The following is a 26,823-nucleotide window of genomic DNA, read 5'->3' on the forward strand; positions in this document are numbered from 1 at the left end:
GAAAGAGCGCCGCATATGATATAATTATAACGATACATAAAGCAAAGGAGAGGAGGAAAACATGGGACCTTCTGATGTGTTGAAGCGGTACTTCGGCTATGACGCTTTCCGTCCCCGGCAGCGGGAAGTGATTGATGCCATTGTCAAAGGAGAAGATGTGATGGCCATCATGCCTACGGGAGCAGGAAAATCCATCTGCTTCCAGATTCCCGCCCTCCTTTTTCCCCACGGCACCATCATCATTTCGCCCCTGATTTCCCTCATGAAGGACCAGGTGGAGACGCTGACGGAGCAGGGGATTCCGGCATCCTTTGTGAACAGCACCATTCCCTATGAAGAGTCCATCGAGCGCCTCCGGAATCTGTACCGGGGGAAGATCAAGCTCCTCTACATGGCGCCGGAAAAGCTGGAGCCTTCCTATTTCACCCAGTGCCTGGCCCAGGTGCCTCTTTCCATGATCGTCATTGACGAGGCCCACTGCGTGTCCCAGTGGGGCCACGATTTCCGTCCCTCCTATCGGAAAATCAAAGATTTCATCGATTCCCTTCCCCGCCGTCCGGTGGTGACCGCCTTTACCGCCACGGCCACGCCGCTGGTGGAGGCGGACATGAAGGAGAGCCTGGGACTGGAGAAGGCCCGGGTGTTCCGCACGGGACTGGACAGGCCGAACCTGTCTTTCCGGGTTATCCAGGGGGCAGCGAAGGAAGATTTCATCCTTCGCTATGTGAAGAGTCACAAGAAGGAAAGCGGCATTATTTACTGCGCCACCAGGAAAGCGGTGGATACGGTGTATGACCTGCTCCGCCGGCGGGGCATCAATGCAGGCCGCTACCACGCAGGCATGGAGGATGAAGACCGCCGCCAGGCCCAGGAAGATTTTTCCTTTGATAATGTGATGGTCATGGTGGCTACCAATGCCTTCGGCATGGGCATCGACAAGAGCAATGTGCGCTATGTGATTCATTACCAGATGCCCAAAAGTCTGGAAGCCTACTATCAGGAAGCCGGCAGGGCCGGCAGAGACGGGGCCAAGTCCGAGTGCATCCTCCTTTACAGCGGACAGGATGCCGGCATCCAGCGATACCTCATCGAACAGGGAAATCAGGATGAGGACCAGCGAAAAATGGACTATCACCGGCTGAACGCCATGGTGGATTACTGCCAGACCACCTCCTGTCTTCGGAATTTCATCCTTGCCTATTTCGGCGAAAAGGTGACAGAGCCCTGCGGCCACTGCGGCAACTGCGAAAGCGGGAAAGGCAGGGTGGATATCACCGACATGGCGGTGCTCGTTTTCAAAACCATCCGATCCCTTCATGAAAGGTTCGGCGCCTCCCTCATTGCCGACGTACTTCATGGCAGCCATTCCCGTGCGATTGTGGAGAGGAAACTGGAGGATACGCCGACCTATGGGAAGCTGTCCTTTGAAAAGGCGGCCCATATCAAGAGCGCCTTGAACAATTTCATCGCCGACGGCTATCTCCGGCGGGAAGGGGAGCCCTATGCGGTGCTGACGCTCACCGACAAGGCCCGGCAGGTGCTTGCAGGCAGGGAAAAGGTATACGGCCTTGCCTTCGGCGCTGAAAGCGTCATGGCCGACGCGGCGGTGGAAAAGAAAATCGATCGGAATCCGGTCCAGCGGGGCGGCCTTTTCGAAAAACTCAGAAAGCTGCGCACCCTTATTGCCAGGGAGGAACAGGTACCGCCTTTTGTGGTATTTTCCGATGCCACTCTGGAAGATATGGCAGCGGTGAAGCCAAAGAACCTGGAAGACATGGGAAAGGTGCATGGCGTGGGCGCCTTCAAGCTGGAAAAGTACGGCGCCCGGTTCCTGGAAGTGCTGCTGGATCAGAATGAGGAGGAAGAAAAGGAAGAGGAAACGGACAGTCATGAGGACAGCGCCCTTCTGGAGGAACTGAAAAATCTGCGTCGCCGTATGGCCGGCGAGGTGCACAAGGCGCCCAAGTCTATTTTCTCCGATGAAATCCTTTCTTCCATGGTGCTCCAGCGTCCCGGGACTTTGGAGGAATTAAAGCGCATCCGGGGCATCGGTTCTAAAAAGGCGGCGGCCTACGGCATGCCCTTCCTTCGTCTGCTGGGAAACAGTGCGCCGACGGCTCAGCCGGTGCCAGCGGATATCAGGCAGAGCGCCTGTTTCCTCTTCCTGAAAAAGGTAAGGGACCGGCTGGCAGGCGGGAGGAAGGGGGATGCCTTCTTCTCCGACGAAAGCCTTCACCGCCTCGCTTCCGGCGACAGCTCCGTGCTTTCATCCCTTTCCGAAAGGGATGCGGCTGAATTCAGGAAAGCCCTGGAGAACTATAAGAAAATTAAGGGAAGATAATGCGGCGGGCAGCGGTATTCCCGAAGGCTCTCCGCCCCTTACGGGCGTGAGGGTTGATGGCGCTATTGGGCCTGCGGCCCTCAGCGCCAAAGGTTCTGTCCGGGACCGGCTGACGCCTCCCGGACGGGTTCAGGGCCTTCGGCCCAGGGAGTTATATAGTACCACTGCGTTGGCGAGGTGGGTGCCTGCCGGCACCATTTTATAAAGCCGCCAAAGGCGGCATATATACTCATCGCCGCGGAGCGGCGATACCACCACCTTCTGAACCTTCTGAACCCTTTGAACCCTCTGAACCTGGGCCACGCAGTGGCCCCATGGGCGATACCACAACCCTCAGGCCGAAGGCCTGTCAAACTTTAGAACCCCAAGAACCTTCAGGGCGCAGCCCGTCAACCTTTTCACTTTTGACGCACTGCATTTTTTCTCAAACGAAACCATCACAAAGGAGGACCTATGAGCCTTGCAGATAAAGAATACCTGGGAATTGTAAAGAATATCCTGGAAAAGGGAAAGCTGGGACAGAACCGCACCGGTATGCCGGCCTACAAGCTGCCCCACCAGATCATGCAGTTTGACCTGGAAAAGGAATTTCCTATCCTCACCACCAAATTCGTGGCTTTTAAGACGGCGGTGAAGGAAATCCTCTGGATATGGCAGAAGCAGTCCAACGATGTGCGGCTTCTCCAGAAATGGAACTGCCATATCTGGGACGAATGGATGAGGGAAGACGGCACCATCGGCAAGGCCTACGGCTACCAGCTGGCCAAGTATCACCAGGTGGACACCCTGCTGAAGACACTGAAGGAGGACCCCCAGAGCCGCCGCATGGTGGTGGATCTCTGGAACGCCGGTGACCTGCCGGACATGGCTCTCTATCCCTGCGCCTTCCTCACCATGTGGGATGTGTCCGATGAAGGGAAGCTGAACTGCATGCTGGTGCAGCGGAGCGGCGATATGGGCCTGGGCGTGCCTTTCAACATGGCCCAGTATGCAGCCCTGATCTGTATGATTGCCCAGGTGAGCGGCCTTAAGCCCGGCCTTTTCACCCATGTCATCAATAACGCCCATATTTATGAAAACCATGCGGAGGCTCTGCAGATGCAGCTGAAGCGCCTGCCTGAGGCCTATGAAGCGCCGAAGCTGGTGCTGAATCCGGAAATTCACGATTTCTATGATTTCCAGCCAGAGGACATTGTGCTGGAAAATTATAAACATCACGACAAAATCGCCATGGAGGTATCGGTATGAGCCTTTCCATCATTGTGGCCCGGGCGGAAAACGGAGTCATCGGGAAGGACAACCGCCTGATCTGGCATCTGTCCGATGATTTGAAGCGGTTCAAATCCCTCACCATGGGTCATGCCATCATCATGGGCCGGAAGACCTTTGAAAGCCTGCCCAAAGTGCTGCCGGGACGGGTGCACTATGTGCTCACAGGCAGCAGGGACTATGAAGCGCCGGAGGGGGTGCGCCTTTTCCACAGCGTGGAGGAGCTCCTCTCCGCCCTGCCGGAGGATGAAAATTTCGTCATCGGCGGCGAGCATATGTACAGGGAAATGCTTCCCTATGCCGATACCCTCTATATTACGGAAATCCGGAAATCCTATGAGGGCGATGCCTTTTTCCCCGACTTTGACGGGAAAGATTGGGAGCTTGTGGAAAAAGAAGCAGCATCGGGGGACATTCCCCATGATTTCTGCACCTATAAAAGAATCAAAAAGTAAGAAGGGATACTATGAGAATTGCAGTTCGTTATTACAGCCGCGGCGGTTCCACGGAAAAGGCAGCCAGAGCCATTGCTCGGGAAGCAGGAGAAAGGGCGGAAACCACAGATAAGCCCCTGGACAGGAGGGTGGACCTCCTTTTCATCGGCAGCGGCATTTACAAAGGCCATATTGACAGCCATGTGAAGGATTTCATCGAAAGCCTTTCGCCGGACAAGGTGGGCAAGGCCGTTTTCTTCAGCACTGCCATGATGGGCGGCGGAAAGAGCGATGAAGAGGTGAGAAAGCTCCTGGAAAGGAAGGGGATTCCCATGGATACTAGGACCTTCCACTGTCACGGACAGTTCCTCTTCTTCCATAGAGGCCATCCGGACCGGAAGGACCTTCTGGATGCGGAAATCTTCGCCAAGAAAATCATAAGGAAATAAGAAAAAGAAAGCGCGCTCCCTGGAGGGGCGCTTTTTTTATTGGAGAAATTCCAAGATTACGTGGCAGGCAGGGAGGAAATTTTGCTGGCATATCTTAACTATACATTCTGCATATCGAATTTATTAAATTAAATATAGAGTATTTAAATTTTAGTAAATTCTACAATTAATAATTCCCTAATTATCAAAAGTAACTTAAAAAATATAAATACGGTATACCATGTAAAAATATTTTGGCATATTGACTAATAGGTTATGGGCGGCTTATTATATGTCTGCGATAACGAAAAGAATTATCAAATAGCGGAAGGCGGTGCGGCCTGTATCAGAGCGCCTGCTTTCCTGAAAGAAATGGGGTGAAGGGTATGATGCCTCTTGTTTTTGCCAAAGAAGGGGAAACCGTCACCATCCGCCGCATAGGCGGGCGGGATGATGTGCGTCAGCATCTGGCGGAACTGGGGTTCGTAGTAGATTCACCGGTTCTGATTGTGAGTCATATGGCAGGCAACCTGATTGTCCAGGTGAAAGGCAGCCGGGTGGCTCTGGATCGATCCATGGCACAGAAGATATTTTACTGAAAGAGGGATAACAGATGAAAACATTAAGAGATGTACCGGTAGGCGCCAAAGCCCTGGTGAAGCGGATTCACGGCGAAGGACCTCTCCGCCGCCGCATTATGGATATGGGCATCACCAAGGGTACGGAAGTGTATGTACGCAAGGTGGCGCCGCTGGGAGATCCGGTGGAGCTTACGGTCAGAGGCTATGAACTTTCCATTCGTAAAAATGAAGCGGAAGCTGTAGAAGTAGAACCATAATCAAAAATGAGAGGAGAAGCTGGTATGGCTATCAGAATTGCCCTGGCGGGCAACCCGAACTGCGGTAAAACGACCTTATTTAATGAACTCACCGGCAGTTCCCAGTATGTGGGAAACTGGCCCGGCGTTACAGTAGAAAAGAAGGACGGCATCCTGAAGGGACACAAAGATGTGATTATCCAGGACCTGCCCGGTATTTATTCCCTTTCTCCCTACACCATGGAAGAAAAGGTGGCCAGAAACTACCTGGTCAATGAACAGCCTGATGCCATTCTGAACATCATCGATGGCACGAACCTGGAAAGAAACCTGTATCTTTCCACCCAGCTTATCGAAATCGGACTGCCTGTGGTGATGGCAGTGAACATGATGGACCTGGTGAAAAAGAATGGGGATGCCATTGACGTGAAAAAGATGGCGGAAGAACTGGGCTGTGAAGTGGTGGAAATTTCCGCCCTCCAGGGAAAGGGCTGCATGGAAGCGGCAGAAAAGGCAATAGCCGCGGTGAAAGCCAAAAGAACAGTTCACCTGCCTTCCGTATTCACCGGCAGCGTGGAGCATGCCATCGCCCATATCGAAGAAACCATTGCGCCGAAGGTGGAGGACCGTTTCCTGCGCTGGTATGCCATCAAAGTATTCGAACGGGACGAAGATGCCACCGGCGCCCTGCAGCTGGACCCCAAAACCATGAGCCATTTGGAAGGCCATATCAAGGACTGCGAAGATGAACTGGATGATGATTCCGAATCCATTATCATCAACCAGCGGTATGCCTATATTGCCAAAATTATTGACGGCGTACTGAAGAGAAAGACCGCGGCCCACACCATGACCGTTTCCGATAAGATCGACCGGGTGGTGACAAACCGTATCCTGGCCCTGCCGATTTTCTTCCTCATTATGACGGCAGTCTATTTCATTTCCTGCTCCCTCATCGGCGGACCGGTGACAGACTGGGTGAATGATGATTTCTTCGGCGGCATCGTTACCGACGCCGCATCGGACCTGCTGGAAGCCATTGAAGCGCCGGACTGGCTGGAAAGCCTTCTGGTAGATGGCATCATCGGCGGCGTAGGCACGGTGCTTGGCTTCGTGCCCCAGATTTTAAGCATTTTCTTCTTCCTCTCCCTTCTGGAAGATTCCGGTTACATGGCCCGGGTAGCCTTCATTATGGACAGGATTTTCAGGAAATTCGGGCTTTCCGGCAAATCCTTCATTCCTATCCTGGTGGGCAGCGGCTGCGGCGTGCCGGCAGTCATGGCTACAAGGACCATTGAGGACCAGCGGGACCGCCGCATGACCATCATGCTCTGCACCTTCATCCCCTGCTCCGCCAAGGCTGTCATCATTGCCATGATTACCTCCACCTTCTTCCCGGACTCCGTGCTCATGGCACCGTCCATGTACTTCCTGGGCATTGCCGTCATCGTGCTGGCAGGCATTGCATTGAAGAAAACATCCATCTTTGCCGGCGACCCGGCTCCCTTCGTCATGGAACTGCCGGCTTACCACATTCCGTCCATGAAGGGCGTACTGATTCATATGTGGGAAAGAGCCCGGGGTTTCATCATTAAAGCAGGCACCATCATTTTCGCTGTATGCGTCATCATCTGGTTCTTCTCCTCTTTCAATATCACCATGGATATGGTGGATGATATTGAAGACTCCATGCTGGCAGGCTTCGGCCATCTGATTTCCTGGATCTTCGCTCCTCTGGGCCTGGGCGACTGGAAAGGCGCTGTGGCCGTCATCTCTGCAGAAATGGCAAAGGAAGACGCCATCGGCACCCTGGCTGTGCTGAACGGTGTAGCCAAGGATGCAGAAGATGAAGCTGTGATGGCCGGCATTGCCGGTATGTTTACACCCATTGCCGCCTTCTCCTACATGATTCTGAACCTTTTCGACCCGCCCTGCATCGTGGCCATGGCCACCATTGCCAGGGAAATGGGAGACAGGAAATGGGCAGCCCTGGCCATCGGCTTCCAGGTCATCCTGGGCTACTCCCTGGCCTTCATTGCCTACAACCTGGGCGGCTGGCTCTTCTACGGATTTGCCTTCGGCTTTGCCCAGATTCTGGCCATCGCCCTCTGCCTTGTGGGCCTTTACTTCATCCTTCGACCGGCACCAAAGGTCAAAGATGAAGGAGTAGAAGGCGCCGGCGCCAAGGCGTAAAATCATAAAAATGCTGCGGGAATCCCTATTCCCGAAGAAAGGAAGGATATCCATGAGTATTGGCACTTACGCAGTACTGGCTGTCATTGCCATCGGCTTCGTTCTGGCCTGCCGTCATATTTACCGGGTCACCCTGGGCGGCGGCAGCTGCTGCGGCGGCGGGGACGGGGAATGTCCTGCCTGCCGCGCCAGGAAGATGAAACTTCATGGCGGGCTGAAAAAAGAATAAATAAAAGGGCTGTGAAGAAATGAAAATCATTTCATCGCAGCCCTTTTTATGTGGTAAAAACGGGAAACCGCAGCCACCCCTGCCACCGCAGGGGGTAGATGCAAACCGCTCTGATGATACTCTGGGCCTGAAGATCTCCTACCGTAATGCCGCCCGTACCATGAGAGGGGGGAGATTTCTCCACTCTGTGGAGACTCTGCATAGAGTCTCCAAGTCAGCCGAAGTTGGCCTCTAGCCTGCACAATAAGAGGCTTTCCTATTGGCGGCTGACCGGCTTCGGTCGAAATGACGGAGGGCGCGGGCCGGCTTTTTTATAATCTGCGGCGAAGCTGCCACCACAACCCTCGGGCCAAAGGCCCGTCAAACCTAAGAACCCTCCGGCCCATAGGGTCGGTCAATCCTGAGAACCTTCCCCTATGAACCCTTTTTGATAGCAGGAACTGCCTTATCCGGCCTTTCGGCAGGCGGCGCGGAAGTCCCTGGGCGTCATGTGGAAGCTGCGGCTGAACAGTTTGGCAAAGTAGCTCTGGCTGGAAAAGCCGCAGGCATAGGCAATGTCCGCAATGGGCGTGTCCTGGTATTCCAGAAGAGTGCGGCTTACAGAAAGGCGGTACTCATTGACGTAATCCATAGGTGAGGAACCCATGTAGGTCTTGAATATGGAGGAACATTTACTGCGGGATACTTTTCCGGCGGCGGCGATTTCATCCAGGGTGATTTTTTCTCCGTAATGGCGGCGGATAAAGTCGGCCATGTCCTTCAGCACGGCCCGGTCGGAAGGAGAGGGCAGAGGGATGGCCTTTTCCTCCACCGGGAACAGGGTGCAGAGACGGTAGAGGAGAAGGTGGAGGAAGGCGATGACCTGCAGGCGGCCCAGCGGATCCCTGTGCTGGCCTGCCTTTTCAATGTCCTCCATGAGGGAGGAAATCTCACCGGCCCCTTTTTGAGAGGCGGAAATGTACAGAAAATCGGACCGGCGGCTGTCTAAAAAGGGATGAATAAGGCGGCTTCGAATTTCCTGGTCCGCCGTCATCACCTCCTGGTTCACCAGCACCCGGATCAGGGTGGTCCCTTCCGCTTCCCTGCCGTTCCGGTGGATTACATTGGGGAAGAGAAGAAGCGTGTCTCCGGCATGAAGGGTGATGACGGCCTCATTGATTTGAAATTCCAGGGCCCCTGAAAGAAGGGTGAGACACTCTGCTTCCTCATGCCAGTGGGTGAGGAGGGTGCCTTTCCGGCTCTTTCCCTCCCGTTCGGCGTAGAGGGTCTTCGTTTCCGCACCTATGACAGAAGGGGTGCCGGGAATGAGGGAGTAAGATTTCATGGTACACCTCGATTTGTAAAATCCTTATAAAAATAAAGACAATTATGCTATTTTTATTTCATTTCTGACGATATAATTATATCAGAAATCGAGGTAAATAGATATGATTTCCAAAGAAAAGTATTCAAAATTCATCTTATTATAAGGAGGAACTATCATGGAAAAATTACTGAACAAATTACTGGCTGACCTGGTGGTAGAATACCACAAACTGCAGAGCTATCATTGGTACCTGAAGGGCTACCATTTCTTCGACGATCATCCGAAGCTGGAAAGCTACTATGACATGATTGCCGGCATGGTAGACGGCGTGGCAGAGGATATGCTGAAGCTGTCCCTGAAACCGGAATCCACCATGAAAGGATTCCTGGCCCTCACTTCTGTTGAAGAAGCGGAAAACAAAGAAGTCACCTCGGAAGAAGCCTTCGCTTCCACACTGAAGGACTTCGAACTCCTTCGTGACGACGTGCTGGCTGTGAAGAAGGCAGCTGACGAAAGCGGCGACTACCTCACCAGCGCTCTCATGGACGATTACATCGAAAGCTTCTACAAGGAAATCTGGATGCTGCGTCAGGTACTGAAATAAGAATATCCGCTGACTGACAAGGGGCTGTGGGAAATGTACATCATTTCTCACAGCCCTTTTATTATGGCCCTGTGATGACAGGCTGCCTGCCGTCATGCGCGTGTACCATGGGGAAGTGAGATTTAGCTGCTCTGCTTTCGTCGAAATGATGAGTGGGAGGCAGCGTTTCTGCCATTTGAGGCGTGAGATTTCTCCACTCCGCTCCGCTTCGGTCGAAATGACGAAGTGGCGGATCGGCGTTTCTGTCATTTGTGTCCCCCTTTGAAATGACCGTATGCTGCCTGCCGCCACCGTCATCTCGAGCGGAGGGACATGGCGGTATGGAGATAAAGACCTCGGGGCTGTTGAAACGCTGAGTCGAGAGATCTCCGGTCGCTATGCTGCCTGCCATGGGAGAGTGGGATTTCTCCACTTCGCTTCGGTCGAAATGACGAGTGGGCAAGGCGGCGTTTCTGTCATTTGTGTCCCCCTTTGAAATGATCGTATGCTACCTGCTGCCACCGTCATCTCGAGCGGAGGGACATGGCGGTATGGGGATAAAGACCTCGGGGCTATTGAAACGCTGAGTCGAGAAATCTCCGGTCGCTATGCTGCATACCATGGGAGAGTGGGATTTCTCCACTTCGCTTCGGTCGAAATGACGACAGGGCAAGGCGGCGTTTCTGTCATTTGTGTCCCCCTTTGAAATGATCGTATGCTGCCTGCTGCCACCGTCATCTCGAGCGGAGGGACATGGCGGTATGGGGATAAAGACCTCGGGGCTATTGAAACGCTGAGTCGAGAGATCTCCGGTCGCTATGCTGCATACCATGGGAGAGTGGGATTTTCTGCTTCGCTGCGCTGCGGTCGAAATGACGACAGGGCAAGGCGGCGTTTCTGTCATTTGAGGCGTGAGATTTTGCTGCTCTGCTTTCGTTGAAATGACGGTGGGGCGGAGGGGGATCGGTGTCCATCATTTCCCACAGCCCTTTTGGGATGATTCCATTTCCTTCGTGAAAATGTTGCCCTACTCTGTTACAATAAATATATAAATTTCAATCTATTTTCCTTAAGGAGTTTCATATGTACGAAGAAACAACCATTGCAGCCATAGCCACCGCCCCCGGTGAAGGGGGCATAGGCATTGTCCGCATCAGCGGCAGTCAGGCTGCCGATGTGGCGGATGCCCTGTTTCATACGAAAAAAATCGCATCCTTTCATGAGGCCGAGCCTTACCGGCTCTACTTCGGCCATGTAGTCAGGAAGGACCAGAGGGTGGATGAAGGGCTGGCGGTGTACATGAAAGCACCCCATTCCTATACCGGCGAAGACGTGGTGGAAATCCAGATTCACGGCTCCACCGAAGCTCTCCGGGAGACATTGGAGCTGGCTTTGGAAAACGGCGCCCTCCCTGCCAGCCGCGGCGAATTTACCAAAAGAGCCTTTCTCAACGGCCGGCTGGACCTCACCCAGGCAGAAGCGGTGATGGACATTATCGAAGCCCGGGGCTCCGCCGCCCTGTCCCAGGCGGAAAGCCACCTTTCCGGCGCCCTGTCCCGCTTTGTGAAAATGAGCCGGGACGAGCTGACAGACCTCATTACCAAGCTGGAAGTAACCATCGACTATCCCGAAGAAGACCTGGAAGATTTGACCAATGAGCAGATTGGGGAAGGACTGGATGGTATCGAAAAGAGCCTTTCCTCCCTGCTGAAACGGTCGGAAGAAGGAAGAATCATCAAGGACGGCCTCCGCACCGCCATTGTGGGCCGCCCCAACGCAGGCAAATCCAGCCTCCTCAATGCCCTTCTCCAGGAAGACCGGGCCATTGTCACCGACATCCCCGGCACCACCAGAGACACCATCGAAGAATCCATCAAAATCGGCGGCGTCCCCCTGGTGCTCATGGATACCGCCGGCCTTCGGGAAACCGATAATAAAGTAGAAAAAATCGGCATTGAAAGGGCCAAAAAATCCATGGAACAGGCAGATCTGGTACTGGCCGTCATCGACGGCTCCCATCCCCTGGAAAAGGAAGACAAGGAGCTCCTTTCTTCCCTGAAAGGAAGAAAATCCATGGTCATCCTTAATAAATACGACCTGCCCCAGGAAGTGGATGAAGAAGAAATCAAAGCTCTGGCAGGAGATGCGCCGGTGGTGTCCCTCTCCGCCCGCTACGGAAGCGGCATGGAAGAACTGGAAGAAGCCCTGCGCCGCCTTACCGAAACCCAGGACAGAGATGCCGGAAGACGGCTCTTCCTCACCAACCTCCGTCACGTGGACCTGGTGAAAAAAGCGCTGGAAGCTGTCCGCCGCGCCCAGCAGTCACTCAAAGACGGCATGCCGGCCGACTGCATTACCGTGGACCTGGTGGAAGCCTGGAACCGCATGGGTGAAATCACGGGAGAAACGGTGGATAACGAACTGATTAACAAGATTTTCGAACGGTTCTGCGTGGGGAAATAGCGGGATAGTGTACTGGTGAGCTAGTGTACTAGTGAGCTGGTGAGCTGGTGTCCGCTGCCCGCTGCCCGCTTCCCGCCTCCCACCGGTCATCCTCGTATAGTATGTGTAGGGCATGAAGTCAAATACTTCCATTGCCCATCTTGATGGGTAGGGAATCCTGGTGCTACGATGAAAGTAACATGGAATAGCTCAGAAGACGACCAAGTCATCCTGCGGTTCTACCGCCAGCTCAGTATTCTCGCCTGGCTCTTTCTCCCATTCTGCCTACTTCAGAATTTGCGGCCCCGGGCGGAGCTTCTTCCAGTAAACGATTTACCTCCACGGGTGATTGCCTATTAACGAGATTTTAGAGGGAGTTTGAGATCAGGATTCCTTCTCCTATTTCATGAATGTTGCCAGGAAGGAGGTGCGATTATGAAACAATATGAATTACTCCATTCTTTGTTTGTTGGTATAGACGTTTCGATGAAAGAGAACGTTGTGCATGCGATGCCTTTTTCCCCTGAGGACCATCCTGGGCACGCGCATCTGCGTTTTTCCGCTCCTAACACTCCTGCTGGATCTGTAGGAATTGTCGAAAAAGTCAGTGACTTCTTGAAATTCTATCCTGATGTCATACAGGTTGTCATTGCGTTAGAGGCTACTTCGGTTTATTCTTTTCACCTGGCAACATTTCTGTCCGTTGCACATTTTAACGGACACATCCCAGCCATCGTCTATTCCGTTAATCCCAAAGAGATTCATGCTTACAAGAAAACTTTTACGGATGTAGGGAAAGACGACTATGTCGATGCCATGGTTATTGCCGATTATGCGCGTTCCAACAAAATCCGGTCACGCCCTTGGAAAGGGCCAGAACTGCTTGGCTTGCGGGTACTTACACGTTTGAGATTCCGCATCGCCAAACTCATGGGAATAGTGAAGAACTCGACCGGAAACAGCATCTACCTTGAATGCAGCGGACTTATGACAGGAGAGAATCCCTTTTGTAATGTATGGACCACCACCTGCCAGGAGCTGCTGACAACCTTTCAGGGCCCTGATGAAATCCTCAGTCTGTCCGATGAGGAACTGCTCAATTTCATCACAGAAAAAGGACACGGAAGATTTTCCCATCCTTTAGATGTCGTCGAAAAAGTGAAGAAGGCAGCCCGCAATTCCTATCGGTTGGACAAAAGGGTTTATGAGCCACTGACTTCGGGATTATCCGTGTCCTTTTTCATTATACACTCTCTTGAGGCTGCAATAAAGAAATTGGACAAGTCCATTGAGACAATGGCCAAAAGTTTTTCAAGCGACTCATATCAGATCCTGCTGTCAATCGACGGCGTCGGACCAGTCATAGCCGGAGGGCTCCTAGCGGAAATTGGCGATATCAAGCGGTTCAAAACCGATGATGCCCTAGCTAAATACATAGGATTAACCTGGAGAGGAAAGCAATCCGGTCAATCAGAAAGCCCGGTTAAGCATCTGTCAAAAGCCGGTGATGTGTATCTCCGCTATTATGTGCTCTTAGCTACAGGACAGATCATAAACTACAGCGCTAAATATCGCGAGGCATATGAACGTATTCGCAGTCGTAAGACCCTATTTCCATACAGGGCCGCACTCAATCTCGTTGCTCGAAAGATCGTCCGGCTGATCTTTACATTACTGGATAAACATCAGCTGTATTCCGATAACAAAGTAATGGTAACGTTGGAATAGAAAGATCGAACGCCGGAATATATTCGAAAAAATCAATTTACCCGGTGGTGTGTTAAGGTTACACTTTTTTAAGAAAAAATAATAAATTTCTTCAAAAAAAAGACTTGACCTATGACCAGAATCCTGAGCGAAGCGAAGGATCTCGGTAAGAACAGCAAGTGAGGAAATGCTGGGAAGACGCCAGACAGTCAGATGTTTAGACATCAGATTTCCGCTGTCCGCTTACCGCTGCTGCTGCCTGCTGAACAGTATTCCCAGCCCCAAGAGGGGAGAGGCGCCTTTGGCGGCCGGGTTCTATCGTTCGTGGGCTTTGCGCCGAACGATGGGCTTTCCCCACAGAACGGGCCGGTTCAGAGAGATTTATGTATGCCGCCGAAAACGGTCAGCCGACAAAAGGAAGGCCCTTTTATGGGCGGGCTAAGGGCCAACTTTGGCTGACGTGGAGGTCCTATGCAGGACCTCCACAGCCTATACTCATCGCCCGAAGGGCAATACCACCACCCTTTGAACCCTCTGAACCTTTTGAACCCGGGCGCTGAAGGCGCCTGAACCCTCAAGCCCCAAAGAGCCTCTGCATTTTCCCCTTTTAAACTATCTCTAGATTTTATATAATAAAGTATCGGCTTATTATAGGAAGAGAAGCAGCGATCTGCTGCTTCTTTCATTGAAGAAAGAAGGAAACCATGTATCTTATTGATACGTATGATGTTATCGTGGTAGGAGCCGGTCATGCAGGCTGCGAGGCGGCCCTGGCCGCTGCCCGCCTTGGCTGCAAGACACTCCTTACCACCATTTCCCTGGAAAACGTGGCTATGATGCCCTGCAATCCGGCCATCGGGGGACCGGGCAAGAGCCATCTGGTGAAGGAAATTGATGCCCTGGGCGGAGAAATGGGCATTGCTGCAGATAAGACCGCCATCCAGATGCGCATGCTGAATCTGGGAAAGGGACCGGCTGTCTATGCTCTCCGCGCCCAGTCCGACAAGAATGCTTACCATCGCTACATGAAGCAGGTGGTGGAAAACACGGACAACCTGGACCTGAAACAGGTGCAGGTCATGGATATCATTGTGGAAGATGGGAAATGCGTAGGCATTACCACGGAGCTTCACGAAGAATACCGGGCCAAAGCAGTCATTCTCTGCACCGGCACCTACCTGGATAGTGAAATCATTATCGGCGACACCATGTATTCCGGCGGCCCCAACGGCATGCGTCCCTCCGTAGGCCTTTCAGAAAATCTGAAGAAACACGGTCTGGACATTCTCCGTTTCAAAACCGGCACCCCCAGCCGCGTGGACATCCGGAGCCTCCATCTGGACCATATGCAGCTGGAACAGGGAGATCCCAAGAACCATGCCTTCTCCTTCATGGACGAACGGGCAGACCGGAACCAGCGGAACTGCTGGCTCACCTACACCAATGAGACCACCCATGCCATTATCCGGGAAAACCTCATGAGAGCCCCCAAGTATGCCGGCCTCATCCATGGCGTCGGTGCCCGCTACTGCCCCTCCATCGAAGACAAGGTGGTCCGTTTCCCCGACAAGAAACGGCATCAGCTCTTCATCGAACCGGAAGGCCTTGATACCAATGAAATGTATGTCCAGGGCATGTCCACATCCATGCCCATTGACGTGCAGTACGCCTTCCTCCGCACCATTCCGGGACTGGAAGATGTAAAGGTCATGCGCCCGGCCTATGCCATTGAATACGACCTGCTGGATCCCCTGCAGCTCTATCCCACCCTGGAAGTGAAGAAACTGCCGGGCCTCTACTCCGCGGGCCAGTCAAACGGCACCTCCGGCTACGAAGAAGCCGCTGCCCAGGGCCTCATGGCCGGCATCAATGCGGCCCTTAAAATCAAAGGGAAGGAACCCTTCATCCTGGGCCGCCACGAAGCCTATACCGGCGCCTTAATCGACGACCTGGTGACTAAGGGCACCAACGAACCCTACCGCATGATGACCAGCCGCAGCGAATACCGGCTCATCCTCCGCCAGGACAATGCGGACCTGCGCCTCACCCAGAAAGGCTACGACATCGGTCTGGTTACAGAAGAACGGTACCGCCGGTTCCTGGACAGGAAGAGAAAATTTGAAGAAGCCATGCACTACATCCGCACCAAGCGCTTCACCCCCAAGGCGGACGTGAACGCCGCCCTGGAAAGCATAGGCTCTGCGCCCCTCACCACCGGCATGGGAGCCGATAAGATTCTGAAGCGTCCGGAAATGACCTACCAGAAAATGGTGGACGTTCTAGGCTGCCCTTCCTTCGACCCCGAAGCGGTGGAGGAAATGGAAATCACTGTGAAATACGAAGGCTATATTGCCCGTCAGGAAGCAGCCGTAAAGAAAGCAGCCCGCATGGAAAACGAAAAAATGCCCAAAGACATGGACTACCTCCATCTGGACGGCATTTCCATCGAAGCCCGGCAGAAACTGGATAAAATCCGGCCCCTCTCCCTGGGACAGGCCTCCCGCATTTCCGGCGTATCTCCGGCGGACATGTCGGTGCTCATGGTGTACGTGAAGAGAATGAAAGCGGCGAAATAGGGGGAGACAGTGTCACCGGCGGCGGGAAACTGTATTCCCGAAGGTTGACGCGGCTTCGCCGCGAGGGTTGATGGACCATGCGCTAACGCGCTGGTCCAAGGGTTCTGTCCGGGACCGGCTTTGCCTCCCGGACTGTTTGAGGGCTCCGCCCAGGGAGTTATATAGTACCACTGCGTTGGCGAGGTGGGCGCCAAAGGCGCCATTTTAATGCCGCCAAAGGCGGCATATATGCTCATCGCTCCGAAGGAGCGATACCACAACCCTCAGCGCCAGAGGCGCTGTCAAACCTGAGAACCCTCAGGCCGAAAGGCCTGTCAAACCTGAGAACCTTTTTATACGACAGTCCTTTCTTCTCACAGGGAAATGAAGAGAAGAAGGACCATTTCATCACATATTTCTTTTTGGAAGGAGAAAAGAAAAAAGATGACAGCCTGCGAAATGATGGAGGCCCTGGGCCTTCCGGCCAATGAGGAGGCCGCAAGAAAGCTGACTGAGTACAATGCCATGGTCATTGCCATGAGCAAAAAAGTGAACCTTACGGGCATTAAGGATGTGGACGAAAGCCTCATCAAGAATGTCTATGATTCCCTTACCGTATACGATCCCAAATATTTTCCTGCAAAGGGACGGGTCCTTGACCTTGGCACCGGCGCCGGATTCCCCGGTGTGCCCCTGGCCATCCTGCGGCCTGATATGCAGTTCCTTCTGGTGGATTCCATCCAGAAAAAACTGACCTTCATTGAAGACGCCTGCGCCGATCTGGGAATCAAAAACGTGAAATGCCTCCATATCCGGGCAGAAGAGGGAGGACGGAGAAGAAAGACCAGGGAAGCCTTCGACGTGGTCACTGCCAGAGCGGTGAAGGCCATGCCTATCATAGCGGAATGGTCCCTTCCCTTCGTAGCCGTAGGCGGTGTCTTTGCTGCCATGAAAGGCCCCGGCGCCGATGAGGAAATGAAGACGGCAGGCCGGATCCTTCGGGAGCTTCACGGCACACTGGAAGAAAAGAAAGAACTTACCCTGCCGGGAGGAGACCGCCGCACCATCCTTTACATCCGGAAAACAGCGCCCTGCCCGAAAACCTATCCCCGGAAAGTGGGTATTGCAGAGAAAAAACCGGTATTGGGAGAATAGGGGCTGGTGAAACCTGCTCTCCGCTCTCCGCCTGCAGAGACACTATGTATGCTGGACATTATGCTGTATGCTGGACATTATGCTCATTTCTCATAAGAAGGATAAACACGTAAACGTCTTGCGCCCCCCTTTAAGGGGAGAGGGCCGCGGAGTGGGGGGGTACGAGGCTGCAAGCTCCCATGATACTCTATGTGGCGGAGATCACCGAAAGGGAGCTGTAAAATTGCGGCGCCAGCCGCCACCGCAGACCCCAGCCCAAAGGGCCGTCAGCCTTAGAACCTTAAGAACCTCCGCCTGCGGAGGGGACGTGAACCTTTTCTGCTGCACCCTTCGCATTCTGGACATTTCCTTCCGCAGCCCTTCTGCACAGCCCGCCGCCGCAGGCGGCTACAACCGGCGGCAAAGCCATGCTCCCTTTTTTGACCCCGCAGCGTCACGCCATATTTCATATTGCGAACATTGTCTATTTCTTGTATACTATAGAAATGAAAAAGTGACTGGCGGTTAAAAACAGGAATGAGCCAGCAGGCATGGGAGGTTCGCATGGCATTAACGAAAAAAGCGGAAAGAACGAAGGCCAAACTCCTGGCATCAGCAAGAAAGCTGATTGGGGAAAGAGGGTTTGACCAGGTCTCCGTGGAAGATATTACAAGGGACAGCGGCGTAGCCAAAGGAACTTTCTATCATTATTTCAAATGCAAGGAAGATGTGGTGGCGGAGCTTTCGTTCCAGTCCAGCCAGACGATTCTGGAAGAGTCCGTCCATTTTGACGGGACGGCGGATGAACGGTGCTTTCACTATGTGACAGCCCTGTGCCGTGATGCGGACTGGGCGGGGGTGCGGCTGGGGCGCCAGTGGATTCGGGAGGCCATGGAGTCGGAGGAAGAGGATTCGGAAGCCAAGGCCTGCCTTTACGATATCTACAATGCCATTGTGAAAATCTGCGCCGTGCGCCAGGGCCGGGGCCCGGGGGAACTGACGGAAGATGCCCCCCTGGATACGCTGGCCAAACTGCTGATGAGCCATGTCTTCGGTGCTTTAACTATCTGGTGCATGATGAATGGTTCCTGGAATCTGTCAGAGCAGTCTGTGAAATATATGGAAATCGACATAAAAAACCTTTTCAAGCCCTACATGATAGGGGAATAAAAAGAGGCTGTGAAAAAATGGTCATCATTTCTTCACAGCTTTTTCTATTACTTTTTTTGATGGTAAGATTCCCGCCCGTTCGAGCAGGGCCTCGTGCCGGTATGGGTGGGAAGGGCGTGGGCTCTATGGAAACTCTGAGCCGGGAGATTTCTCCACTCTGTGGAGACTCTGCATAGAGTCTCCAAGTCAGCCGAAGTTGGCCTCTAGCCTGCACAATAAGAGGCTTTCCTATTGGCGGCTGACCGGCTGCGGTCGAAATGACGGAGGGAAGGGATCGGTGTCATTCATGGCATGTGATTGCAGGAGCTTGCATCCGCTCCTTCTCTTTGCTTACTATCTGATAGAGGGTCCATCATTTCTTCACAGCTCCTTTTCTATTGACCAGTTTCCATAAAAATGGTATGATTCATATCATAAGAGACAATAAAGTCTCAAAAGACATAGTAAAGTTTTTGACAGGAAAGGAGTGTGCCATGCATCTGGAAAGCAGGGAAGAAGAATTGAAGAAACTGGCCCTTGCCTTCTGCACGAATCCCCGCAGGACCGCCGGCGAGCTGGCGGCAGCGGCAGGTATCAGCAAAGCCACCTTCTACCGGGTTTACGGCTCTCGGGAAAACTTGTCCCGTCTGCTCAGCGAAAAGGCACGGGAAAAAGTGTCCTTCCTCATGGAACTGGTGAATGAGGAAAAGGGCGATACGAAAAGCTATCTTCGGAAAATCATTCGCTGCTGCTGCGATAACAAGGAGTTTCTTATGCTCCTCTGCTACGGCTATGCCACCGGCAGTATCGACAGCTGGTGCCAGGATACCTATACTCGGCAGATGACCGATTTCTTCCTCCGGGGACAGAAATCCGGCACCTTTCGGGTAGATATTCCCGCCTCCGTGATGACGGAGCTTTTTGCAGGAGCCATGTGGTCTCTCTTTGAAGGAGAGTGTCATGGCCGGGTGGCATCTGCCAGCCTGCCGGACTACTGGGAAGCCTTTTTCCTGAAGGGAATTGAAAATCAGTCAGAAAGAGAGGAAGAACATTGAAAGAAGTCAAACCGTCCAAGCGGCCTATACTGGCCTACTACGTCATCATATTCCTGGTGATCATCTTCTTTAACTCCCTCATCATGCCCATGTTCAAGAGCAATGAAGTGAAGAGCGTGGATTATTCCAGCTTCATCACCATGACGGAGAACAAGGAAATCGACAAGGTGCAGGTGGAGCAGGACCAGATTCTTTTCACCAAGAAAGGGGATAAAGAGACCTATAAAACAGCGCCTATGAATGATCCCCAGCTGGTGGACAGGCTCCATCAATCGGGAGCCGATTTCACCGGCAAAATTGTAACCCCCATGAATCCGATTCTTGACCTGGCCCTGACCTGGATTCTGCCGATCCTCATTTTCTTCGGCATCGGCCATTATATGAACAAGAAAATCATGAAGAACATGGGCGGTCCCGGAGCCATGCAGTTCGGCCTGGGGAAATCGAATGCCAAAATCTTTGTGAAGCCCACGGACGGCATCAAATTCTCCGATGTGGCAGGGGAAGATGAAGCCAAGGACAGCCTGAAGGAAGTGGTGTCCTACCTCCATAACCCCAGCCGGTATAAGGAAATCGGCGCCAAAATGCCGAAGGGCATCCTGCTGGTGGGACCGCCAGGCACCGGCAAAACCATGCTGGCCAAAGCAGTAGCCGGCGAATCAGAAGTTCCCTTCTTTTCCATTTCCGGTTCTGAATTTGTGGAAATGTTCGTAGGCATGGGCGCCGCCAAGGTGAGAGACCTCTTCAAGCAGGCCAAGGAAAAGGCACCCTGCATCGTGTTTATCGATGAAATCGATGCCATCGGCAAGAAGCGCGGCGGCACCGCTATCGGCGGAAACGACGAAAGAGAACAGACCTTGAACCAGCTGCTCACGGAAATGGACGGATTCGAAGACAATACAGGCGTCATCATTCTGGCAGCCACCAACCGTTCCGAATCCCTGGATCCCGCCCTCACCAGACCGGGCCGTTTCGACCGGCAGGTGCCGGTGGGCCTGCCGGACCTCCAGGGCCGTGAAGCCATCCTCAAGGTGCATGCCAGCAAAATCAAGCATGCCCCCAATATCGACTACAACAAAGTGGCCCGTATGGCTTCCGGTGCTTCCGGCGCCGAACTGGCCAATATCGTGAACGAAGCAGCCCTTCGGGCCGTCCGCGACCACCGCAGCTATGCTACGGAAGAAGACATGGAAGCCTCCATCGAAGTGGTTATTGCAGGCTACGAGAAGAAACATGCCATTCTGTCGGATAAGGAAAAATGCGTGGTTTCCTACCATGAAATCGGCCATGCCCTGGTGGCTGCCCTCCAGTCCCATTCCGCCCCGGTACAGAAGATTACCATTATCCCCCGTACCAGCGGCGCCCTGGGCTACACCATGCAGGTGGACAAAGGAAACCATTACCTCATGACTAAGGAAGAACTGCTGGACCAGATTGCCACTTTGACCGGCGGCAGGGCCGCAGAAGAAGTGGTATTCCACACCTCCTCCTCCGGCGCCTCCAACGATATCGAAAAAGCCACCAAGCTGGCCCGGGCCATGATTACCCGCTTCGGCATGAGTGATGAATTCGGCATGGTGGCCATGGAGACAGTGACCAACCAGTACCTGGGCGGCGATACCACCCTGGCCTGCTCGCCGGAAACGGCAGCCCGCATCGACCGGGCCGTATCGGACCTCATCAAGACCCAGCACGCCAAGGCTGTGAAACTGCTGGAAGAAAACCGGCCCAAGCTGGATGCCCTGGCCAAGTACCTCTACGAGAAAGAAACCATTACAGGAGAACAGTTCATGCAGATTCTGGAACATGGGGTGCCGGAAGAAAAACCGGCAGCACCGGCTCCGTCCATGGACCTGAACCTGGAAAAATAAAATTCTGTCATATCCCGTGAAAAAAGGGGCTGCAGAGACATGGAAATCATCTCTCTGCAGCCCCTTTTGATTGTGCCTCCTTGCGGAAGATTTCCTGCCCGTATGGCTGGCCCATGTGTGCCACCACCCAAGGAAACCTTTTGCGAATCATTTCCTGCTGGCTTGGTACAAAAGGACTCACCAAATCATGTGAACTGCCGGTCAATTTGTGGTATAATTTATAGATATTTCATATCTTTTTTACAGATTTCTTACGCGAGGTGCATGGTGAAACAAGTGATTCTATCCGCCCTTTCCTGGGTGGTATCCACGTCTCTGGTGATTATGGCGCTGCTCCATTTTGGCGGGGACTTTCCCGACATCCACAGCTACGTACAGCCCCGGCTGGGGGCGGCGCTTCTGGTCTTCCTGATCGTATCCTTCGGTCTCTTTACCGTGATGAACAGGAAATATCTGAAGGCCCTCCTTCCCTGGGCGGTGATTCTTCCCCTTCTCTGGATGGGCACCTTCACCTGGGCCTACGGCTTTGCTTCCCTGCCGGAGAAAAAACATCTGGGCGACTACTACGTGCTGGGGGGCCTCCTCATGGCGCTGCCCTATGTGTATACCGCCCTCACGGCCCGCAGGAAACGGTTCTCCTCCCTTTGGACAGTCATTGCCGGGGTGTATACCTTCTTCATGGTCATCATACCTTTCATCTACATCGGCTACTACGTCCTCTTCGGCGGCGAAATGGATATGTTTGCCATGATGGCCGTACGCTCCACCCATTTGAAAGAAATCAAGGACTTTCTGCGTACCATGGGCTCCCCGGCCCATGCAGTCATGGCAGCGGCAGCTCTTGCCATTGTCATTGCCTGCGCCGTCACCCTCTCCCGAAGCCTCATGAGAAAAGCCAGGACCTTTGAAGGAAACATCCTCCGGGGCAGCGGGAAAGCTTTCCCCATCGGTCTGGCAGTGATTTCCCTCCTCTTCTTCGGCGGCTTCTACCGTCAGATTACCCATGTATTTCCTGCCTCCATCATTAAAGCGCTGAACTCCTCAGGCAGCGAATTCCAGCTTCTCCAGAAACTGAACGACAACCTGGACAAGAATGTCAAAACCATGACCTTCCTTGCGCCGAATCCGGAAAACGGCATTGACGAAGGCACCCACATCGTCATTATCGGCGAAAGCGCCAATAGGGACCACATGAAAGCCTTCACGCCGGACTATCCGGAAAATACCACCCCCTGGCTTTCGGAAATGGCCAAGTCAAAGGACTTTGCCCTGGGATACAAGGCCTACTCCAATTTCCCCAATACCCTTTTCTCCCTGTCCTACGCCATGACCAGCGCCAACCAGTACAGCGACATGTCCTTTGAAGACGTGGTGAGCATGGTGGATGTGGCCAAAGCCGCCGGCTACCGTACCGACTGGATTTCCTTCCATAACCGGAGCTCCATGTCCAGTGCCGGCGTCACCATGATTGCAGAACGCTGCGACGATTCCTACTGGGAAAAGAACTATGACGGCTACACCCTGGAAGTGCTGAAGAAACTGCCGCCTGCCAAAAAGCGGATCATCTTCATCAACATCGACGGCAGCCACTACACCTACATTGCCCGGGTGCCTGTGAACCTGCGGGACAAACTGGGCATTTCCAAAGAAGATCCCTACCATGACTACGACCTCACCATCGCCTATGATGACCAGGTGATGAAGGACATCTTCGAATACGCCAAGGCAAACCTGAACCTGAAATCCATGATTTACTTCTCCGACCATGGCGAAAATATGAAGCACTACCACACCACCTCCCCCTTCTACTACGACATGGTACACATTCCCTTCTTCGTCTACCTTTCTCCGGACTACCAGGCCGCCCATCCGGACCTCATGCCTGCTCTGAAATCCCATGAGCAGCAGGTCTTCACCAACGACCTGGCCTTCGACACCGTCACTGGCATCTGGCAGGCAAAGACCAACTTCTACCAGTCCAAATACGACTTCTCCTCGAAGGACTACGCCATCAACATGGATAACGCCACTACCTTCGAAAGAAAGAAGAAAATCAAAGACGACCCTGTGTGGCAGGGCAAATAAAAAAGCAGGAAACCAAATCGGTTTCCTGCTTTTTTTATGCCTTGGAAATAGTGAACCATGCCATAACTGTCAGAGGCGTAAGAGCTGTATCCCTGAGCCGGGAGGCGCACATGGCCTGCCCCTAACCGGCAGGGAAGTCATCCCGAGAGCCTCAAAGCACAGGCCCCGAAAGGACCCCTTCCAAAGGTAAAAATCTCAGTCCCTTGAAAACAGATCCCTGGTATACACCTTATCCTTCACCGGCAGCAGATCTTCGCTCACCCGGTTGGCCAGGATGATGTCCGATGTCTCCCGGAAAGATTCCAGGTCATGGGTGACGGGCACACCTTCAAAGGTATCTCTGTCCAGGGTGGGTTCATAAATGATAAGGTCCATGCCCTTTTCCTTCAGCCTTTCGATGATACCCTGGATGGCGGAAGAACGGAAATTATCACTGCCGCTCTTCATGGTGAGGCGGTAAATGCCCACTCGTTTTGGCGAAAGAGAAGCGATATGGTCTGCAATGTACTGCTTCCTTGTTTCATTGGCCTCCACCACCGCGCGGATCATGGTTTCCGGCACATCCCTGTAATTGGCCAGAAGCTGCTTCGTATCCTTGGGCAGGCAGTAGCCGCCGTAGCCGAAGGAAGGATTATTGTAGAAATCACCGATGCGGGGATCATAGCCCATGCCCTTGATGATATCGGCGGTGCGCAGTCCTTTTTCTTCGGCGTAGGTGTCGATTTCATTGAAATAAGCCACCCGGATGGCCAGAAACGTATTGGAAAAGAGCTTGATGGACTCCGCTTCCGAAGACCCTGTAATGAGCACAGGAATCTCTTCCTTTATAGCCCCTTCCTGCATGAGGGACGCAAAAAGGTGGGCCCCCGGAAGAAGGGATTCCTTTCCCTTCGGAACGCCTACAATAATGCGGGAAGGATAGAGATTGTCATAGAGTGCCTTTCCTTCCCGGAGAAATTCCGGCGCAAAGAGGATGGAAAGGGTGGGGTACCTCTCGGAAATCTTCTGGGTGTAGCCGATGGGGATGGTAGACTTGATGATTACCAGCGCCTTCGATTTCACCCGCTGGATCTGGGACAGGATGGACTCCACCGCTCTCGTATCGAAATGGCCGGTGACATCATCATAATTCGTAGGCGCCGCAATGATGATGAGCTCCGCCTCCCGGTAAGCACTGTCCCCGTCCAGAGTGGCAGTGAGAGAAAGATTTTTATGCTTCAGGTAGTCCTCAATATAGGCATCCGCAATGGGAGACTCCCGGCGGTTCACCATATCCACCTTCTCCGGAATCACATCCACCGCAGTCACCTCATGATGCTGGGCAAGAAGAATGGCGTTGGACAGTCCCACATAGCCAGTACCGGCAATGGCAATTTTCATAATATTTCCTCGCTTCTTTAAAAGATTATTTACCTTATTATACTCTTTCCCCGCCCCCTTGGCGACAGCCCGTGAGACACCGATGCGGCCGGGATGACTCTATAGACAGAGAAGCGAGGAGCCCGGAAGAGCGGCCTCCACATCCTGCCTGCGCACATCCATGGAAAGCAGGATGGCCGCCCTTCCCTATGATCGCTTCCCTGTCAGCCGGCTGAAAACTTCATAGAAAAACTTCCTGGAATTCCCAAAGCGCTTTCGGTGCCCGCCTGGGTGATTTCAGGGAGTTTTTTTGCGTGGCTTTCGATATCTATGGAGCAGGAGAGGGCAGCGTGAGTCTTTTAGGAAATGACAGGCCGGCGAAGGGAGAAATATGTAAATGGAAAAGGAACCAACTGATGAAGAGTGCACAGCTTTGGCCGGTTCAGGTGGTTGAGTACACTTTATAGCGATTTATAAATTACTTTCATATGCTTTCAAATTGTTATTTATAGGGATAGGGCATATAATATTGTAAAGACTTTGTAAAAAGCCTGCATTTCATTTTAGTCATGCGATTTAACTTCAGAAATTCCAAGGGAGGACAAAATGAATCGGTTCAAGCGTTGTCTCATTGCTGCAGCGGCAGCAGGTTTTGCGGTTATGCTGGTGGCAGGTTGTGGAGGCGGTTCCGGTAAGGCTGATAGCAGTGCTGCTTCCGGTAAGGCTTCTATAAATATTGTTCAGGTAAAAAGTGAAAAAGAGGCTGACCTGGTTGATCAGGCTAAAAAGGAAGGGGTCGTTAAGGTCTATTCTATTACCAGCCGTGTTGCTAAGGCCGGTGCCGGATTTGAAAAGAAATATGGCATCAAAGTGGAAGCCAGCGACATGAAGGATTTTGAACTGATTGATAAGGTGACTACTGAAGTGAAGGGAAATGCAGACGGTGCGGATATGGTTATCTGTCAGGATTCAGGCCGTGTGTATGGAGAACTTCTGGCAAGCGGCTATCTTGAAAATTACATCCCGGCAGACCTGAAAGGTGATATTCCTGAGAAGAATCAGACGCCTCTTGTATTTGCCTACATGAATAAGGTATTTATGTATAACGATGAAAACGGGAAGCCCTGTCCGATTTCCAATATCTGGCAGCTTACAGATCCATCCATGAAGGGAAAATTCTTCTTTAAGAGTCCGATGCAGGAAGGTATTAATGCCAATTTCCTGACTATGCTTACAAAGCCTGAGATATCAGACAAACTGGCCAAAGCCTATGAAGATTATTATCACAAGAAACTGGAACTGACTACGCCTAATGCAGGGTATGAATGGATTAAGCTGGCTTTTACCAATGGTCTTGTTATGGGATCCAGTGATACATCTATGACTGAATCCATCGGTGTGAAGGGTCAGGATAACACGGCCGTAGGACTTTTGAACTATTCCAAGATTCGTTATAAAGATAAAAAGAACCTGGCCCTGGCAGCTGCGGATAACATTAATCCATATTCCGGCTTCTATTATCCGGAGTATGTGCTGATGGTGAAAGGCGCAAAACATCCGGCAGCAGCAAAACTCTTTATCCAGTACCTGATGACACAGGAAGGATTCAAGAGCTGGTCTTCCGATATGGGTACCTATTCCGGTAATACGACCATTGCTGTAGCTAAAGGAGATAAACCGCTGGCTGAATGGGAAAAGGTACTTGTAGGCGATGATCCGCAGTATATTTTTGAACATCGTGCGGAAGTCGAAGAATTTATCAGTCAGTTTATCTGAAAGAAATCTATGTAAGTATTGGAACACCGGGACATGATGCGGGAATCTGTGAAGCGATCAGCGCGGTTCTCCCTCATTCCCGGTTTTCTA

20 protein-coding genes are annotated in these 26,823 nt (G+C 52.6%); 18 read left to right on the forward strand and 2 right to left on the reverse strand.

Annotation, left to right across the window (positions count from 1 at the left end; all coding sequences use genetic code 11):
• Positions 1-61 precede the first annotated feature (61 nt).
• The 8 genes from recQ (at position 62) to NW747_RS04215 (ending at position 7,711) form a co-directional block, all read left to right on the forward strand.
• A complete protein-coding gene (recQ, locus tag NW747_RS04180; RefSeq protein ID WP_273188120.1) occupies positions 62-2,341 on the forward strand; it encodes a DNA helicase RecQ in 2,280 nt (759 codons plus the stop codon).
• A 453-nt stretch (positions 2,342-2,794) separates the two neighbouring features.
• On the forward strand, positions 2,795-3,589 hold the full coding sequence (locus NW747_RS04185) for a thymidylate synthase (protein ID WP_008860526.1): 795 nt from the start codon (positions 2,795-2,797) through the stop codon (positions 3,587-3,589).
• Entirely contained in the window at positions 3,586-4,065 is a 480-nt protein-coding gene (locus tag NW747_RS04190; RefSeq protein ID WP_273188121.1) for a dihydrofolate reductase, read from the forward strand. The genes NW747_RS04185 and NW747_RS04190 overlap by 4 nt, the downstream gene beginning before the upstream one ends.
• 11 nt (positions 4,066-4,076) lie before the next feature.
• Positions 4,077-4,493 (forward strand): flavodoxin family protein, encoded by a 417-nt coding sequence (locus NW747_RS04195; protein ID WP_273188122.1) that lies wholly within the window; start codon positions 4,077-4,079, stop codon positions 4,491-4,493.
• Positions 4,494-4,858: 365 nt separating this feature from the next.
• Positions 4,859-5,071 carry a FeoA family protein gene (locus tag NW747_RS04200; RefSeq protein ID WP_040380693.1) on the forward strand — a complete coding sequence of 71 codons (213 nt, stop codon included), beginning with the start codon at positions 4,859-4,861 and terminating at the stop codon, positions 5,069-5,071.
• 14 nt (positions 5,072-5,085) lie between these two features.
• Positions 5,086-5,310 carry a FeoA family protein gene (locus NW747_RS04205; protein ID WP_008860530.1) on the forward strand — a complete coding sequence of 75 codons (225 nt, stop codon included), beginning with the start codon at positions 5,086-5,088 and terminating at the stop codon, positions 5,308-5,310.
• A 24-nt stretch (positions 5,311-5,334) separates the two neighbouring features.
• On the forward strand, positions 5,335-7,482 hold the full coding sequence (gene feoB / locus NW747_RS04210) for a ferrous iron transport protein B (RefSeq protein WP_273188123.1): 2,148 nt from the start codon (positions 5,335-5,337) through the stop codon (positions 7,480-7,482).
• Between the two features lie 52 nt (positions 7,483-7,534).
• A complete protein-coding gene (locus NW747_RS04215) occupies positions 7,535-7,711 on the forward strand; it encodes a hypothetical protein (protein WP_008860532.1) in 177 nt (58 codons plus the stop codon).
• A 445-nt stretch (positions 7,712-8,156) separates the two neighbouring features.
• On the opposite strand, the gene NW747_RS04220 is transcribed toward NW747_RS04215, so the two are convergent.
• Positions 8,157-9,035 (reverse strand): helix-turn-helix transcriptional regulator, encoded by an 879-nt coding sequence (locus tag NW747_RS04220; protein ID WP_273188124.1) that lies wholly within the window; start codon positions 9,033-9,035, stop codon positions 8,157-8,159.
• Positions 9,036-9,192: 157 nt separating this feature from the next.
• Between NW747_RS04220 and NW747_RS04225 the strand changes: the two genes are divergently transcribed.
• The 9 genes from NW747_RS04225 (at position 9,193) to NW747_RS04265 (ending at position 23,598) form a co-directional block, all read left to right on the forward strand.
• Entirely contained in the window at positions 9,193-9,621 is a 429-nt protein-coding gene (locus NW747_RS04225; protein ID WP_273188125.1) for a Dps family protein, read from the forward strand.
• Between the two features lie 1,062 nt (positions 9,622-10,683).
• Positions 10,684-12,063 (forward strand): tRNA uridine-5-carboxymethylaminomethyl(34) synthesis GTPase MnmE, encoded by a 1,380-nt coding sequence (mnmE, locus tag NW747_RS04230; protein ID WP_273188126.1) that lies wholly within the window; start codon positions 10,684-10,686, stop codon positions 12,061-12,063.
• A 414-nt stretch (positions 12,064-12,477) separates the two neighbouring features.
• The gene (locus NW747_RS04235) at positions 12,478-13,770 is read left to right on the forward strand and encodes an IS110 family RNA-guided transposase (RefSeq protein ID WP_273186860.1); all 1,293 of its coding nucleotides are present in this window, start codon (positions 12,478-12,480) and stop codon (positions 13,768-13,770) included.
• A 683-nt stretch (positions 13,771-14,453) separates the two neighbouring features.
• On the forward strand, positions 14,454-16,325 hold the full coding sequence (gene mnmG, locus NW747_RS04240; RefSeq protein WP_008860536.1) for a tRNA uridine-5-carboxymethylaminomethyl(34) synthesis enzyme MnmG: 1,872 nt from the start codon (positions 14,454-14,456) through the stop codon (positions 16,323-16,325).
• Positions 16,326-16,748: 423 nt separating this feature from the next.
• Entirely contained in the window at positions 16,749-17,459 is a 711-nt protein-coding gene (gene rsmG, locus NW747_RS04245) for a 16S rRNA (guanine(527)-N(7))-methyltransferase RsmG (RefSeq protein ID WP_008860537.1), read from the forward strand.
• A gap of 543 nt (positions 17,460-18,002) precedes the next feature.
• Positions 18,003-18,608 (forward strand): TetR/AcrR family transcriptional regulator, encoded by a 606-nt coding sequence (locus NW747_RS04250; RefSeq protein ID WP_273188127.1) that lies wholly within the window; start codon positions 18,003-18,005, stop codon positions 18,606-18,608.
• 473 nt (positions 18,609-19,081) lie between these two features.
• The gene (locus tag NW747_RS04255) at positions 19,082-19,642 is read left to right on the forward strand and encodes a TetR/AcrR family transcriptional regulator (protein ID WP_273188128.1); all 561 of its coding nucleotides are present in this window, start codon (positions 19,082-19,084) and stop codon (positions 19,640-19,642) included.
• A complete protein-coding gene (gene ftsH, locus NW747_RS04260) occupies positions 19,639-21,513 on the forward strand; it encodes an ATP-dependent zinc metalloprotease FtsH (protein ID WP_273188129.1) in 1,875 nt (624 codons plus the stop codon). Before NW747_RS04255 ends, ftsH begins: the two co-directional genes overlap by 4 nt.
• A gap of 267 nt (positions 21,514-21,780) precedes the next feature.
• Positions 21,781-23,598 (forward strand): phosphoethanolamine transferase family protein, encoded by a 1,818-nt coding sequence (locus tag NW747_RS04265; protein ID WP_273188130.1) that lies wholly within the window; start codon positions 21,781-21,783, stop codon positions 23,596-23,598.
• A 195-nt stretch (positions 23,599-23,793) separates the two neighbouring features.
• Here NW747_RS04265 and NW747_RS04270 read toward each other — a convergent pair whose 3' ends face one another.
• Complete coding sequence (locus NW747_RS04270; protein ID WP_273188131.1) at positions 23,794-24,978, reverse strand: nucleotide sugar dehydrogenase; 1,185 nt, start codon at positions 24,976-24,978, stop codon at positions 23,794-23,796.
• 585 nt (positions 24,979-25,563) lie between these two features.
• Between NW747_RS04270 and NW747_RS04275 the strand changes: the two genes are divergently transcribed.
• Positions 25,564-26,733 carry an ABC transporter substrate-binding protein gene (locus NW747_RS04275; protein ID WP_008860543.1) on the forward strand — a complete coding sequence of 390 codons (1,170 nt, stop codon included), beginning with the start codon at positions 25,564-25,566 and terminating at the stop codon, positions 26,731-26,733.
• Positions 26,734-26,823: the final 90 nt, after the last annotated feature.

It is taken from the genome of Dialister succinatiphilus (genome assembly GCF_928721695.1).
GTDB lineage: Bacteria > Bacillota > Negativicutes > Veillonellales > Dialisteraceae > Dialister > Dialister succinatiphilus.